Here is a 14989-nt window from a genome sequence, read left to right on the forward strand (position 1 = left end):
TGTTCTTTAAAAGCGTTCAAGTACTATTTAAAATAAGTCCTATTCAACTTCATTTTTGTCCTATCATGTGCCTTAGCCCTTGAAATATCTTTGCTGAATAAATAATCAATTAAAATTCAAACAAATGAAAATTATCATCGTAGGTGCAACAGGCACCATGGGAACGTACTTATCAAGTGCATTTGAAAATGAACATGAAATCATTAGAGCAGCTTCCGAAGGAGGAGACTTTCAAGTGGATATTACTTCACCTGAAGCAATTGAAAAATTCTTTCAAGCGGTAGGTCCATTTGACGCTCTTATTTCGACAGCTGGACCCACTTTTGTTGGACCATGGAAGAAATTAAATGACGAGACATTCCGAAAAGGGGTTGAAGGAAAAATGATGGGACAAATTAATTTGGTACTAATCGGACAACATTATATCAATCCTAAAGGGTCTTTTACTTTAATTACCGGTGCTTTGACAGAGGAACCGCAAATAAACTTCGCCAATGCATCAGCTGCCAACGGAGCAGTGGAAGGATTTGTTCGTGGAGCAGCCATTGAACTTGAAAATGGAATTCGTATTAATGCGGTTAGTCCAACAGTGATTGAAAATTCTCCTCATTATTTTCCATATTTCCCAGGAGAAATTCCAACTACTATGAAACAACTGGAGTTTATGTTCCGCAAAAGTGTTTTCGGAGCTGGTACAGGGCATATCATTAAACCGTAATCTTATTATTCGCGAAAGCGAAAGCATCCGTGGGTCATTATTTTGCAATGGTAATGGCCTTCGGTTTATGGATGAGTTTCAATCGAGCTTCAGTAACTGGAGATACAATCAAAATTTAATCAAATAATTGTTGGTACTAGTACCAACGTATTACAATACTCATGAAAAATTTAATTTTTACAATAACCTTTTTGGTCTCAATGACAGTTTCATCAATACAGGCTCAAAATAAAATCAGCCTAATGCGCTATGAAGATGACTTTTCGCTGGTAAAAAAAGACAGTGTCAAAAAAGGGTTCAATCAACTAAAATATATTCCTATTGGAAAAAACAATTTCATTTCTTTTGGAGGTGAATTGCGCGAACAATTTCAGGTTTATAATAATATTAACTTTGGAGATGTCCCTCCCTCTTTTCAAGATATTTCAACCAATCAACTTTGGCACCGATTAATGGTGCATTCCAATATTGAATTAGGCAATCATTTTCGCTTTTTTGTGCAACTTAATAGTACGCTTCGCTTTTTGAATGACAACCCGATTGTTCCCGAAATCGACGAAAATCAATTAAGCCTTCATCAAGCTTTTGCAGAATTAAAATTGACCAATTGGAATTTCAGACTAGGCTATCAAGAGATGTACTATGGCAATCATCGACTAATTACTGTTCGAGAAGGACCAAACACAAGACAGGCTTTTGACGGACTTGTAGTAAAACATAAATTCAAAAATGGTGCAATCGATTTATTTGCAGTTTCTAAAGTAGTTTCCAAACAATATGTTTTTGATGACGAAAGCATGCATGACGGATTATATGGAATTTATGGAACACAGTATTTTTCTAATCACAAAATGGGAATGGATTATTTTGTTGTTGATTTTCAATCCAAAGCTAGAAAGTATAATTATGTAAGCGGATTTGAAAACAGACAAACCTACGGCTTACGCCTATTTTCAAACTATAAGAAAGTCAATTTTGAATTCGAAGGCGGTTATCAATCAGGTAAGTTTAATGATTTAAATATAAGTGCCTATAGTGTTTTGGCTGATGTAAATATGAATGTATTGCCTAATAAAAAAGGAATAATTGGTTTTGCAACTAATGTAGCTTCAGGGGACAAAAACAATGGTGATAACCAATTAAATACCTACAATTTAATATATGCAAAACCTGCTTATGGTCTAGCAATTCCTATTGGTGCAACCAATATCATTAGTTTGTCACCTTACATTAAAATAAACCCTATCCAAAAACTAAACATTCTAGCACAAGTATTCTTTATGTCTAGAAATAGCAATCAAGACGGAACCTATTCGCCTGGAATGATTGAAAACAGACCAAGACCTACTGCTCTTTTTGCTTCAGACAAAAAAACACTGGGTAAATTCTATCTTTTGGAAACCAATTATCAACAAACAAAGAATCTATCCTTCGCTTTTGACGCCTCTTATTTTGACGCAGGAAGTTATCCAAAAGCTACAGGAAAGGGTAAAGATGTTACGTATTTGTCTTTCAAATCAACATTCAAATTTTAGTAATGAACTTTACTTTTATACCAACTAAAATTAAAGAAGCACTTCCATTGGGAGTGTTTTTCATTTAGCATCCGCATAACCCTTTCTCCATCTTGCAGACATATATCCCCAGTTGGAATACTATATTTTCTAATGCTTTTAAAATCATCGAATATTGTTCTTCTAAATCCCTAAATTTGAAGTTATGAAAAAATCAATCGTTATTTTGTTACATATTGGTTTTTGGTTTTGCTATTTATTGTTAATAGGAATCCTATTAGCCGTCTTTTACAGAAGCAGTAATCCTGCAATAGATCAGACAGCACGAGTTTTAAATGCATTCAAATCCCTTTTTCTATTTGCATTTCTCCCATCTTTTCTAACATTTTATGGTTGTTATGTAATACTATTCACAAAATACTTGCAACAAAAAAAGTTTCTTCTCTCCTTATTTTTTGGCATTCTAATTTCAATTGCTGCTTCGACATTAGCCTATATACTGATGCGCTATTTAATAGAATCAGGACAACTTATGGACATGGATAAAGGAGGCGCAAATGGTAGATCTACTGCTGTTAGAACAATATTATTTATGAGTTTTATCGCTTCAATAGCTGGTTTGGCAGCATTAATCATAAAAGGTTTTATTATTTGGTTTAACGAAATAAAATTGAAAGAAGAGTTGAAACAAAAAAATCACGAAACCGAAATGGCATTGATAAAATCCCAGTTGGATCCTCATTTTTTATTTAATACACTGAACAATATTGATGTGCTTATTTTAAAAGACGCAACCGAAGCTTCCAATTATTTAAACAAGCTTTCTGACATTTTGCGATTTATGCTTTACGAAACGAAAACAGATGAAATTTTACTTAAAAAAGAGATTGAATACATAGAGAAATACATCGAATTACAAAAAATTAGAACGGCAAATGTAAACTATGTTAGCTTTGAAGTAATAGGCAATCCAGCCAACATAACAATTGCTCCAATGGTTTTTATTCCCTTTATTGAAAATGCTTTCAAACACAGCACCAACAAAAAAATTGACAATGCGATTAAGGTTCAGCTAATTATTAATCAAGATAACATACTATTTATATGTGAAAACAAGTTCGATTCCAATCGAAAAGTGATTCAAGAAAGCAATGGTTTAGGTAATGGTCTTATTCAAAAACGATTACATTTGATTTATCCAGAGCAACATCAATTAGAAATTGACAAACAAACGAACCTTTATAGTGTAAAATTAACAATCAAAAATGGATAAATATTCTTGTATTATAATCGAAGACGAACCCTTGGCACTAGAGAGAACCAAGAGTTTTGTTAGTAAAATTCCTTTTTTGAATTTGTGTGGCACGTTCGAAAATGCGCTTGATGGGTTGGCTTATTTAAAAGCGAATAAAGTCGATTTGCTTTTTTTAGACATCAATATGGATGAATTGTCTGGAATTGAATTGCTGGAAAGTTCCAAAATAGAAAGTCAGGTTATCATAACCACAGCCTATCAGGAATATGCTATAAAAGGATACGAACTCAATGTCACCGACTATTTATTAAAACCCTTTACATTCGATAGATTCTTAAAAGCGGTAAACAAAGCACAAGAAAGCAGCAACCAAAATACTCCGAATGCACCATTAGATTTTATTTTTGTAAAGACCGAAAATCGGCTAGAGAAAATAAATGTAAGCGATATTTTATTTATCGAAGGAATGCGGGATTACAGACGAATTCATACCACAAATAAAAGGATTATGACGCTACAAAACTTTAGCGAATTGGAACAAATTATCCCTTCGAATTTGGTTTGTAGAGTCCATAAATCGTATATGGTTGGAATTAACAAAATAGATTCTATTGAACGGATGAGAATTAAAGTTTCGAATCAGATAATCCCAATTTCAGAAACCTATAAAGAGCTGTTTTTTAAGATAATAAATAATAGAATATGAGGATTCACATCTTGATATGGTATAAATAAGTTGAAGTAAAAATGTATAATTTAGTACAAAAACCACTATTATAAAAATCAACATTAGAGGTTCGTTAGTGGTTCGTTGCTAATTTTCTACAGTTGATTTACATTAAAATATTCCAGTTATCGAATACAACCTAATTGCCTCATAATAGTAATTCATTCGAAAACCTGTTAATGATCATAGCTATTACAAGTGATTTTAACACCATTTTGTTTAAACGAAATCGGTCTCTTTTTCGCCAGAAATTAAATTTTGATACAATTCATATGCGCTTCTTTCGACCCAACATTCTGAGAGTCTACCGTCTTTTACAGCCCAGATAGCAATTCCAGTAAACGATATAAACTGGTTGTCAGGTTTAAGTCCGAAAAGGCCATTATTCATACCAGAGCAATCCCATCTCGAAACTACTTTATTTTCCTTTTCGTTATAGAATATATCTACACTTTCGGTTTTGGCATCAAGAAGTTGTTTTTGAAATTCGCCCACCCAGTTTTTAAACTCGTTTCTTCCTTTTACTACTTTTCCAGCTGTTGTAATACAATAATCGGTGGTCATTAATTCATCAATTGCGTCCAATTCGTGTGGGGTATGCCAAACTCTGTCAAAAAAATCTATAACAAGTTTTTCAGGCATAGGCGTCAATGGTCTATTAGATATATTTTTCATCTTTCTATTTTTAGTGTTATTGTTTCTTAATTATTGTCTTTTTTTAAGATTATTTAAAATTGATTATCAATGTTTAATTTTTTTAGGCTTTTTATGTGTACAACTTTCAGGGGTATACAATAGTAGTAATTCGGATAACAAAATTGTTATGAAGTTCAAGTATGCTCTAAAATTGAGAAACTATATTGCTGCATTATTTAATCCAATACTACCTATTTAAGAACAATGTTTGGTAAACCATTGCTATACGTCTTTCGTCTTTTTAAATTTTTAGAATGTTACAGTTATTTAATAAATCCTAATTGTATCATAATTTTAGTTCTATCGAATACTTGGGTGTGACCACATATTTTTTCGTTTAGAAAGTGATATATAGTTGCTCCATTAACTTCTATTGTCTTATTTGTAGCTGGAATTTCGCCTATATTTCCTGTGTTTGTTCCTGTCATAATCCAAGTAATAGCTACTAAATTTCCGTCTGATACAGCTGTTTTAATGTCAAAGTGTATGTCGGGGAATGAATTAAATGTATAATTTAACCGTGTTTCAAATTCGGCGTGATTTATTGTCTTTCCTTCCCAAGGATCAGCATTATCTAAATGTATAGTATATTCCTGACACAAATATTTTTGGATATCAGCAAAGTTTTTTTCGTTCCAGACACTTTTCATAAATTCTCTCAAAATTATCTCGTTATTCATTTGCATATTAGATGTTTTAAGGCTCTTAATTATTATCTTTTATTTTATTGTAAATCTTTGTAGTTATAGCACTTAGTTTATTGTGAACATCTTGCCCGCTCACATTTGTAATTATTATGAGACCAATTTTTTCTTTTGGATAAAATTCAAGCCAACTTGAAGTTCCAAAAGAACCTCCATTCTGGAAAATCTTGTCATTACCGTTTTCACTATCCATTTGCCAAAAATAGCCTTTCATATAAGTTCCATTCTGTTCTTTCCAAATTGGACTATGTGATAATTTAACAGCTTCATTTTTTTCGTTTAGTTGAAAGATAATATAGTTTAACATATCAGGCAAAGTTGATTTTAAAGCTCCTGCTGCTCTGATACTAGGACCATTAAAAGGCATTTTAATTCTTTTAGTACTGTATCCTTGAACCAAGTCCTTATTTTCATTTTCTGCTAATGTCAATTTCGTTGATTTCATTTTTGCCGATTTGAAAATATATTTTTCTAATAGTTTTTCATAATCCATTTTGTAAAGATCTTCAAGAATATATGCTGTAAGGTTTGCTCCAACGTTTGAATATTTAAACGAAGTTCCTGGTAAGGTGTCAAGTTTTACTTTTGCCAATTCCTGAAAAAATTTATCCTTGGTAAAATTTCTTTCTAGGCTATCAATTATAAATGGTAACTTGTCATAGTCGGGATTAATAAAAATTTCTGGTTTGTTTGGAAAGGTATATGGCAACCCACTTTTATGGGTTAAAATAGATCTGAATGTAATTGGTTTTCCATTGTATTCAAGATTCTTGTAGTTTCCTTTCAAATATTTTCTTACATCATCATCGATAGTTAGTTTTTTGTCATTAACCGCTTGAGCCAAAAGTAGACCTGTAAAAGTCTTTGTTAATGAAGCTATTTCATAATAATTAGAATTACTTGGTTTACTGCCATTACCTGTATCTCCATAATAATATATTTGGGTTTTGTTGTTTTTTACAATACCGATAGATAACGATTTAATTTCTGTGTTTTTTATAAGTTGGTTCGCTACGCTGTCAATAAAAATTTCAGATTTCTCTTTAGATTGCCCAAAAGAAATTGATGTTAAAAAAATAATAATGCTTGATATAATGTACTTTTTCATATAATTTAAATGATGGTTATTATTTTTTCTGTTCTAATAGTGTTACTAATTGGTCATTAAATTTTTGAGTTGTATTTCCAAGTACAGCAAAGAAAGTCTTGTCAAACGTTTCAACTGTTATTATAGCTTGCTTGACAATTTTCTTCCCATTGTTAGTTAGTGCAACTGTTTTAGCTCTTGTATCAGTTAAATGTTCTTGCCGTAGTAAGAGACCTTTCGATTGCAAAGTTCTTAAAACGGTAGAAGTTGTCATGGGGTCAATTTTTGTGTGTGATGACAATAAAATTTGTGTAACATCTTGTTTATGCAATGTCAACCAATGAATACTCGCCATTAGAACAAACTGTGAATGTGTTAAATCATAAGATTCTAATGCTTTTTTAATTTCTCTTTGCCAAAGGTTTGTTACCTGCCATAATAAAAAACCAGAACTGTCTTCTGCTTTCTCTACACTAAAAGTATTGTCGCTGGATTTCATAAATTTTTAGCAGTTTGTATTTGTTGTTGCATATCTACTGGCAAAGCCTCAACAATTTTTTGAGCTACAATTTTTCTCCACACAAAACCCAAAAGACCTTCAACTTTCATTGTAGTAGTAAGTTTTAGTCCGTTTGTTGTTTCTTCAAAAGTATGTTCGCCATACATTTTTGCCAATGGAAAATTTGTACAGTCTGTAAAACTTTTATTTTCGGTAGCTTCAACAATTCCAATTTTAAGTTTTGGACCGCCTTTGGGTTGAAAGATAAAATGGTTTCCTTTTTCAAATTTGCCGTCTATTTTTGCAAATTCAACTCCGTTGTCCCAAGTATGCCAATTGTTTACATCTGCAAAGAGTTTCCACATTTGCTCTTTTGTAACTTCATTTGTTAAGATTGAATGACTTTTTGTCCACATATTTTTTGGATTAAAATGATGAAATATATTTATAAGTGCAAATATAGTAAGTTTACTTATAATATGCAAATAATATTTTAAATCCATTTTTACATGATGATTTTTATCAGTTAAAGTGGTTTCATTTATAATTACAGCTTACTTTTCAGCACCTGCTTGCAGGTTTAAAACGCTAGTTTGCAGACATCTTACCCTACTTCGCATAGTAAAATTGTAGCCCTTGCTTTATTCTTGGACTTTTGTATAAAATTATACATAAGAACAATTATGAAAACAAAAAATACAGTTCAAATTATCCTATTATTTATTGGATTTTTAATGCAAGCGCAACCTAAAACCCAAAACCCATTAGTAGGTTCTTGGATGGGGAGAACCATTACCAAAGACTTATCCTCAACAGAATTAGTACTTTTTAAATTGGAATGGAAAAACAATTCTATCAAAGGAAAAATGGATTTTCCTGATAAAAGAGTAAAAGATGTTTCCCTTGATAAAGCATGGATAATCAACGATAGCGTTTTTGCCGATGCCAGAAAATCATTGGGTTGGCCAGAATCTGCTCCTTTAATTTTTAAAGGAAAAATAATGCCCGGAGATTCTATCATTGACGGAATGTGGGGCGGTAATACCCCTTTAAAATTAAGCCGAACCAAGTATGTTTTTGAACTAAAAACAAATTCAAATCCAAAAATTGCAGGCTTTAAAATCATAAAATTAATTGAAAGCACACCCATCAAAGACCAGCAAGCCACAGGTGATTGTTGGAGTTTCGCTACCACTTCTTTCATTGAAACTGAAGCGATGAGATTGGGTAAAAAACCAGTGGTGCTTTCGCCAATGTTTTTCGTCAGACCAACTTACATCAACAAAGCCGAAAATTATATCCGCCGAAATGGAGCCAGTGCTTTTACCGAAGGCGATTTGACTTTTAGTGTTTTGAAAGCTTATAAAGAATTTGGTGCCATTCCAGAAAGTGTTTATTCCGGAAAATTGGATTCTGATATCAGACACGATCATTCGGAAATGAATAAAGATTTATTAGAAAAGGTGAAATTTTATGTGAATTCTCATGGCGATTTAACTCCTGAAATCTACCGAAATCAAGTTGCTGAAATCCTAAACCAAACTTTAGGCAAAGTTCCAAATATTTTTATTTATGATGGAAAGACATATACTCCAAAGTCATTCGCAAATGAAATGATTGGAATTAATCCCGATGATTATGTAGAAATTACTTCTTATACCCATCATCCTTTTTATTCGAAGTTTACTTTAGAAATTGAAGCAAACTGGAACAACAATCAGTATTTGAATCTACCAATAGACGATTTCGCATCGGTGATTGACAACGCTTTATTACACAATTATTCTGTTTGTTGGGATGGTGATATTTATGAAGGATTTAAAAATGGTTTCGCAGTATTGGACAATCCTAAAATCATTACGCAACGCATTCGACAAGCAGCATTCGACAATCGCACCACCGAAGATGTTCATAATATGCACATTATTGGTAGAGCCGAAGACGAAAAAGGGAAACCTTATTATATTCTAAAAAACTCCTCTGACAATAATGACTGTGGCGGGTATTTGTATATGTCTAAAGATTATTTGCTCTTAAAAACAATTTCGGTACTAGTTAATAAAAATGCCATTTCTAAAGCAATAAGCAAGAAAGTAGGCAAAAATCTATAATGCTTTTGTCAATTTAAAAACCCTTTAAAAAATAAAAAAATGAATGCAAAATTAATTCTTTTCCTAACTACAACACTGCTACTTTTTTTTAGCAATGTGTTTTCGCAAGACAAGAGTGCTAAAGAACTGGCGAGGCAAAAATTCACTTTAAGTGGAACAATCACCGATGCCAAAAGCAACGAAACCATAATTGGTGTAAACGTGTATTTTCCTGAATTAAAAACAGGAACAACTACGAACGAATATGGCTTTTATTCGATCACGATACCTCAAGGCAATTATGAAGTTCAAGTAAGTTACATAAGTTTTCAAACGGTAACCGAAAACATCAATTTGGAGAAAAATACTAAAAATAATTTCAAACTTTCTAGCATTGGAGAGCAATTGCAAGAAGTAGTCATAACAAAGGATAAAAAAGCCACCAATATTAGAAAAGCAGAAATGAGTATCAATAAACTTTCTATTGCTACAATAAAAAAAATGCCTGTAGTATTGGGTGAAGTGGATGTCCTGAAGTCTATTTTACTATTGCCGGGAGTCACCAATGCGGGCGAAGGTGCTTCAGGTTTTAATGTTCGAGGCGGTGGTGCAGATCAAAATTTGATTCTATTGGATGAAGCCACTATATTTAATTCTTCGCATGTTTTTGGATTCTTTTCGGTCTTTAACCCTGATGCAATTAAGGATTTAAAACTTTACAAAGGTGGAATTCCTGCACGATATGGCGGAAGAGCTTCTTCAGTTTTGGATATTTATCAGAAAGATGGAAGCAGTACCGGTTTTCATATGAATGGTGGAATTGGATTAATTTCCAGTAGGTTATTGGCTGAAGGGCCAATAGTGAAAGACAAAGGTTCTTTTCTTATTGGTGGTCGTACCTCTTATGCACATCTATTTTTAAAACTATCACAAGAACAGAAGAATAATGCTGCCTATTTCTATGATTTGAATACTAAATTATCTTACAAGCTAAACCCAAACAATAATTTGTTTCTATCGGGGTATTTTGGTCGGGATGTCTTTAGTTTAGACAAAAGTTTCACAAACACTTATGGCAATTCAACTTTAAACTTGCGTTGGAATCACTTATTTAATGACAAATTATTTTCAAATCTATCCGTAATCTATAGCGATTATTATTTTGGTTTAGATCTAGATTTAGCTGGTTTCAAATGGGATTCCGGAATTAAAAATTACAATATAAAATATGATTTCAAGAATTATATCTCGGATAAATTCAAATTAAATTTTGGTGCAAATAGTATTTATTATGATTTCAATCCTGGAACAATAAATCCGACAAATCCAAATTCAGGAATAAATTTTAGTCAATTGGATAAAAAATATGCTTTTGAACCTGCACTATATATTGAAGCCGAACAGGAAATTTCCAAAAAAGTGTCCCTTTATTATGGCTTACGATACAGCCTGTTTTATAGGCTAGGTCAATCAACTACAAATGTTTATGCCAATAATGAACCTGTAACTTTCAATCAAGAGCTACAGATTTATGAAAAAGCAACTCCTATTGGCTCTAAATTTTATGATAAAAACAAAGTAATTCAGCACTATAATTACTTAGAGCCTCGGTTTTCTGTCGCTTATGGTATAGATAAAAATCAGTCTCTAAAAGCAAGTTACAATAGAATGGTTCAGTATTTACAATTGGTTTCCAATACTTCATCACCGACACCACTTGATATTTGGATGCCTAGTGACAACTTAATCAAACCACAAATTGCAGACCAAGTAGCTTTGGGTTATTTCAGGAATTTCAACGAGGAAATGTATTCCTTCGAGGCGGAAGCTTTTTACAAAAAAATCCAAAACAGAATGGATTACATAGACGGCGCCGATTTGATTGCAAACGAAGCTATTGAACAGGTAGTCCTCAATGGACAAATGCGCTCTTATGGTATAGAATTGATGTTTCGCAAAAACGAAGGGAAATTTACCGGTTGGATTTCCTATACCTTATCAAAATCAGAGCAGCAAACTCCAGGACGAAACAGTTCAGAAATTGGAATCAATAATGGAAAATGGTACAGCTCTGCTTACGATAAATTACACAACCTCGCCGTTACAAGCAGTTATAATTTAAACAAAAAATGGAGTTTTGGAGCCAATTTTATTCTTCAATCGGGACAACCCGTAACCTATCCAAACGGCCAATACACCTATCAAGACATTTTAGTACCCAGCTATGGCTTAAGAAACGAAAATAGATTGCCAATTTATAACCATTTGGACCTTTCGGCAACTCTAACACCTCATAAAAACGACAACCGAAGCTGGAATTCAGAATGGGTATTCAGTATTTATAATGTGTACAATCGTAAAAACGCCGCTTCGATTGGCTTTCAGCAAAATGCTGATACTGGAAATAATGAAGCGTTAAGAACCTCCATTTTCGGTATAGTTCCAGCAGTCAGTTATAACTTCAAATTTTAAAAATAAACAAAAATGAAAAATAAATTTTATTTCATAATAGGAATACTAACAGTCTTCTTTTTTAACAGCTGTCAGGATGTGGTCGACATTCCTTTAAATACGGACAAACCAAGATTAGTAATTGATGCCAACATTAATTGGATAAAAGGATCACTCGGCAATAACCAAACCATAAAACTGTCTACAACAACCGATTTTTATACAAACGTGATACCAGTGGTTTCAGGCGCAACCGTTTTTATAACAAACAGTTCAAATATCATTTTTAATTTTATTGAAACACCCAATACTGGAATGTATGTTTGTTCCAATTTTGTTCCAGTTATTGACCAAACCTACACTTTGACAGTGATCCATAACGGACAGAAGTATACTGCCGCAGAAACCTTAAAATCAGTTGCGGCAATAACGTCGGTAACGCAAGAAATTCAAACAGGATTAGGAACAGACTTCTTAAAAATCAAAACTTTTTTTGATGATCCTGCAGACGCCAATAATTATTATCTCTATAAATATAAATTTACAAAAAACCTAAAACCGGAGTACTCGTTAGATGATGATCTCTTTTTTCAGGGGAATACATTTTATAGTTTGGTACTTGAAGAAGATACAAAACCAGGTGAAAAGGTTGAAATTACACACTACGGTATTTCAAAAGCCTATTTCAATTACATGACCATACTATTGAGCGTGTCAGGAAGTTCAGGAGGCGGACCATTTCAGACCACACCTGCAACCGTGAAAGGAAATATTAAAAACGAAACCAATTTTGACAACTATCCACTGGGCTATTTCAGGTTAAGCGAAGCCGATGTGGTGAATTACACTATTCAATAATTTGTAGTGAAAATTCATATTTAATTCCACATAAGTCCTATACAATTTCATTTTTATCCTATCTGTCACTTTACTTCTGAAAGTACTTTTACCATTTATTTGTAATCAAACATTAACTAAAAAAAATAAACTTATGAAAGCAATTACCACCAAACAACGAATTTTAAATGCACCAATAACCAGAATCCTATTCGGACTTTTAGTATGTTTTATAGCTTTTATTCTTGCACAGCAATTGACTGGAAAATTACTTGATTTAACCACTTTAGATAAGAATTATAGAAATCTGATAAAAGGTATAATCTCATCTGCAGCAGTCATTGGAGCCTACAGTTATTTTTATAAAAAATATGAAAAAAGGGAAATAACAGAATTTTCAAAAAAAGGAATAGCCAAATATATCATCATTGGAACTCTAATAGGGATAGTATTACAATGCTTGACAATATTGGTTATTACCCTTAGTGGTGGTTTTGAAATAGTTTCTATTAATCCTATTTCTAATATGATCATTCCGTTCACGGTAGCTTTTTCAGTTGCCACTTTTGAAGAAATTTTAATCAGAGGTATCATTTTTAGAATACTGGAAGAAAAATTAGGTAGTTACATCTCCTTGCTAATTACAGCAATAATTTTTGGAGCATTGCATTTAGCAAACCCAAATAGTACGTTACAATCCGGGTTGTGTGTGGGTATCGAAGCTGGATTCTTAATGGGAGCTGCTTATATTTATGCAAGAAATCTATGGTTCCCGATTGCTATACATTTTTCTTGGAATTTTATGCAATCCGGAATTTTTGGGGCAATTACCTCTGGTAATGAAAAAACATCTAGCCTATTAACTACTAAAATCTCAGGAAGTGATTTAATTACTGGTGGAGAATTTGGTCCAGAAGGAACAGTACAAGCAATTGTTTTTTGCTTACTGGCAGCGTTCATTTTAATACAATTAAGTAAAAAGAAAATTGTCAATCCTTATTGGAAAGAAGGAAACAATTAGACATGAATAATAGTAAGGTATATATTATTGAGGTTGATAAAATGGCTTCCTCAATAATTACAAACATACTGAAATCCTAAAAAAGTGCTATTTTAAGTAAATATTTCATTAACGAATTATTGGTATTAGAGGAACTAAAAAAAATATTAAAAATGAAAAAAATCCCGTTTTATAATTATGGTTTTAATCCCTAAAGTTATTAATCACTTAAAATACAACGTGTTGCATATATAAATAAAATTATAAAAACGCTTTCAGAAGTAGCAGTATTTAGCAATACCCATCGGTTTGCGAATGCTTTTTAACATAATAGCTATACCAACTTCATGTTTTTTTATGGACTAAGAAATAAGTAAGCCTAAATGCACCAACTACTTACAATTATATGAGTTCGTTTTAGCATAATAAAAAATAAAATCTTCGTTCATTTATATCAATTTTAACAGCAATTTATTCCAATCCCATCAGTAAACTTCTATTTTTGCACCCTAATTTAAACCGTACTATCATGAAAGAATTAGTTGCAAAAATCAACGCCGAATTCGAAACATTCAAAACCGAATCTGAATCACTACTTGAAAAAGGAACCAAAGCAGCTGGACCAAGAGCCCGTAAATCGACTTTGGAATTGGAAAAACTTTTAAAAGAATTTAGAAAAGTTTCTGTTGAAGAATCAAAAAAATAAGATTTCAATGTAAAGCCCTTCGGAAATTCTGAAGGGCTTATTTATTATTACTCTTGTGACGGTAAAGAAATATATTTCTAAAAGGTAAATCTAATCTAAATTCAATATGTTATCCTTGACTAATAGTCTTGAATTAATCTCTAAAATGATATTTATGACGCAAAAATATGGTTATAAATTAAATTAATTACCACTCTTTTCATACTGAAATATATAATCTAAAATACATTTTTAAAAAAAATATTAGCTTTAGACTTCTGAAATTAAGAACTGATCGGCCGAATCAGTCCCAAATACATCACAGTTAAGGTTTGTTGGAAATGTGTTTTTTGGGTGATTGAAAATCATCTTTTCAGCACTTTGCATATCATCTAAAAAATATTTGAGTATTATCTTTAGTAAATTTTTAATTTTCCTATATTCAGATTTTATTTTTTGATAATCAACTGCATCAATTTTCGCAGTAATACTCAAATCCCCGGCATTTGACTATCTCTTTTTATTATATGTTATCCAATTAAGTTATTCATCTTTTTCTACTTTAGATACGCTTGCATTACTATGGTATAATTCTAAAATTAGTTCTCTATATAATTTTTTTAAAGATTCAAGCGAAGAATTTTTATTAAATTTTAAATAAATATTTCGTGAAAGTTATTTTAAAAAGTATAGTTTTAAAAGCCATCAAATTATTTTAGGTGGCTT

14 protein-coding genes are annotated in these 14989 nt (G+C 32.0%); 9 read left to right on the plus strand and 5 right to left on the minus strand.

Annotated features, from left to right (window positions below; translation table 11 throughout):
* Window positions 1-124: 124 nt before the first annotated feature.
* The 4 genes from OZP06_RS17530 (at window position 125) to OZP06_RS17545 (ending at window position 4193) form a co-directional block, all read left to right on the plus strand.
* Window positions 125-718 (plus strand): short chain dehydrogenase, encoded by a 594-nt coding sequence (locus OZP06_RS17530; protein WP_269223005.1) that lies wholly within the window; start codon window positions 125-127, stop codon window positions 716-718.
* 161 nt (window positions 719-879) lie between these two features.
* On the plus strand, window positions 880-2253 hold the full coding sequence (locus tag OZP06_RS17535) for an alginate export family protein (protein ID WP_269223006.1): 1374 nt from the start codon (window positions 880-882) through the stop codon (window positions 2251-2253).
* Window positions 2254-2437: 184 nt separating this feature from the next.
* Window positions 2438-3505, plus strand: coding sequence for a sensor histidine kinase (locus OZP06_RS17540; RefSeq protein ID WP_269223007.1), 1068 nt, complete (start codon window positions 2438-2440; stop codon window positions 3503-3505).
* Window positions 3498-4193 (plus strand): LytTR family DNA-binding domain-containing protein, encoded by a 696-nt coding sequence (locus OZP06_RS17545; RefSeq protein ID WP_269223008.1) that lies wholly within the window; start codon window positions 3498-3500, stop codon window positions 4191-4193. The genes OZP06_RS17540 and OZP06_RS17545 overlap by 8 nt, the downstream gene beginning before the upstream one ends.
* Window positions 4194-4433: 240 nt before the next feature.
* Here OZP06_RS17545 and OZP06_RS17550 read toward each other — a convergent pair whose 3' ends face one another.
* The 5 genes from OZP06_RS17550 to OZP06_RS17570 form a co-directional block, all read right to left on the minus strand.
* Window positions 4434-4889, minus strand: a complete 456-nt coding sequence (locus tag OZP06_RS17550) for an ester cyclase (protein ID WP_269223009.1) — start codon at window positions 4887-4889, stop codon at window positions 4434-4436.
* Window positions 4890-5173: 284 nt separating this feature from the next.
* Window positions 5174-5590: an ester cyclase gene (locus OZP06_RS17555; protein ID WP_269223010.1), complete on the minus strand. Its 417-nt coding sequence runs from the start codon at window positions 5588-5590 to the stop codon at window positions 5174-5176.
* Window positions 5591-5615: 25 nt separating this feature from the next.
* Complete coding sequence (locus OZP06_RS17560; protein WP_269223011.1) at window positions 5616-6722, minus strand: serine hydrolase domain-containing protein; 1107 nt, start codon at window positions 6720-6722, stop codon at window positions 5616-5618.
* Window positions 6723-6741: 19 nt separating this feature from the next.
* Window positions 6742-7200: a MarR family transcriptional regulator gene (locus OZP06_RS17565; RefSeq protein ID WP_269223012.1), complete on the minus strand. Its 459-nt coding sequence runs from the start codon at window positions 7198-7200 to the stop codon at window positions 6742-6744.
* A complete protein-coding gene (locus OZP06_RS17570) occupies window positions 7197-7703 on the minus strand; it encodes an SRPBCC family protein (RefSeq protein ID WP_269223013.1) in 507 nt (168 codons plus the stop codon). The genes OZP06_RS17565 and OZP06_RS17570 overlap by 4 nt, the downstream gene beginning before the upstream one ends.
* A gap of 180 nt (window positions 7704-7883) precedes the next feature.
* Between OZP06_RS17570 and OZP06_RS17575 the strand changes: the two genes are divergently transcribed.
* The 5 genes from OZP06_RS17575 to OZP06_RS17595 all read left to right on the plus strand — a co-directional run bounded on the left by OZP06_RS17575 (window position 7884) and on the right by OZP06_RS17595 (window position 14284).
* Window positions 7884-9311 carry a C1 family peptidase gene (locus tag OZP06_RS17575; RefSeq protein ID WP_281324041.1) on the plus strand — a complete coding sequence of 476 codons (1428 nt, stop codon included), beginning with the start codon at window positions 7884-7886 and terminating at the stop codon, window positions 9309-9311.
* A 39-nt stretch (window positions 9312-9350) separates the two neighbouring features.
* Window positions 9351-11762, plus strand: coding sequence for a TonB-dependent receptor (locus tag OZP06_RS17580; protein ID WP_281324042.1), 2412 nt, complete (start codon window positions 9351-9353; stop codon window positions 11760-11762).
* 12 nt (window positions 11763-11774) lie between these two features.
* On the plus strand, window positions 11775-12599 hold the full coding sequence (locus OZP06_RS17585; protein ID WP_269223015.1) for a DUF4249 domain-containing protein: 825 nt from the start codon (window positions 11775-11777) through the stop codon (window positions 12597-12599).
* A 133-nt stretch (window positions 12600-12732) separates the two neighbouring features.
* Window positions 12733-13599: a type II CAAX endopeptidase family protein gene (locus tag OZP06_RS17590; RefSeq protein WP_269223016.1), complete on the plus strand. Its 867-nt coding sequence runs from the start codon at window positions 12733-12735 to the stop codon at window positions 13597-13599.
* Between the two features lie 508 nt (window positions 13600-14107).
* Window positions 14108-14284, plus strand: a complete 177-nt coding sequence (locus tag OZP06_RS17595; protein WP_269223017.1) for a histone H1 — start codon at window positions 14108-14110, stop codon at window positions 14282-14284.
* Window positions 14285-14989: the final 705 nt, after the last annotated feature.

This window comes from Flavobacterium sp. IMCC34518 (assembly GCF_027111095.2).
Lineage (GTDB): Bacteria > Bacteroidota > Bacteroidia > Flavobacteriales > Flavobacteriaceae > Flavobacterium > Flavobacterium praedii.

Coding starts and splice junctions, on each gene's coding strand:
- OZP06_RS17530 (WP_269223005.1), top strand. CDS start 125: ATGAAAATTATCATCGTAGGTGCAACAGGCACCATGGGAACGTACTTA.
- OZP06_RS17535 (WP_269223006.1), top strand. CDS start 880: ATGAAAAATTTAATTTTTACAATAACCTTTTTGGTCTCAATGACAGTT.
- OZP06_RS17540 (WP_269223007.1), top strand. CDS start 2,438: ATGAAAAAATCAATCGTTATTTTGTTACATATTGGTTTTTGGTTTTGC.
- OZP06_RS17545 (WP_269223008.1), top strand. CDS start 3,498: ATGGATAAATATTCTTGTATTATAATCGAAGACGAACCCTTGGCACTA.
- OZP06_RS17550 (WP_269223009.1), bottom strand. CDS start 4,889: ATGAAAAATATATCTAATAGACCATTGACGCCTATGCCTGAAAAACTT.
- OZP06_RS17555 (WP_269223010.1), bottom strand. CDS start 5,590: ATGAATAACGAGATAATTTTGAGAGAATTTATGAAAAGTGTCTGGAAC.
- OZP06_RS17560 (WP_269223011.1), bottom strand. CDS start 6,722: ATGAAAAAGTACATTATATCAAGCATTATTATTTTTTTAACATCAATT.
- OZP06_RS17565 (WP_269223012.1), bottom strand. CDS start 7,200: ATGAAATCCAGCGACAATACTTTTAGTGTAGAGAAAGCAGAAGACAGT.
- OZP06_RS17570 (WP_269223013.1), bottom strand. CDS start 7,703: ATGGATTTAAAATATTATTTGCATATTATAAGTAAACTTACTATATTT.
- OZP06_RS17575 (WP_281324041.1), top strand. CDS start 7,884: ATGAAAACAAAAAATACAGTTCAAATTATCCTATTATTTATTGGATTT.
- OZP06_RS17580 (WP_281324042.1), top strand. CDS start 9,351: ATGAATGCAAAATTAATTCTTTTCCTAACTACAACACTGCTACTTTTT.
- OZP06_RS17585 (WP_269223015.1), top strand. CDS start 11,775: ATGAAAAATAAATTTTATTTCATAATAGGAATACTAACAGTCTTCTTT.
- OZP06_RS17590 (WP_269223016.1), top strand. CDS start 12,733: ATGAAAGCAATTACCACCAAACAACGAATTTTAAATGCACCAATAACC.
- OZP06_RS17595 (WP_269223017.1), top strand. CDS start 14,108: ATGAAAGAATTAGTTGCAAAAATCAACGCCGAATTCGAAACATTCAAA.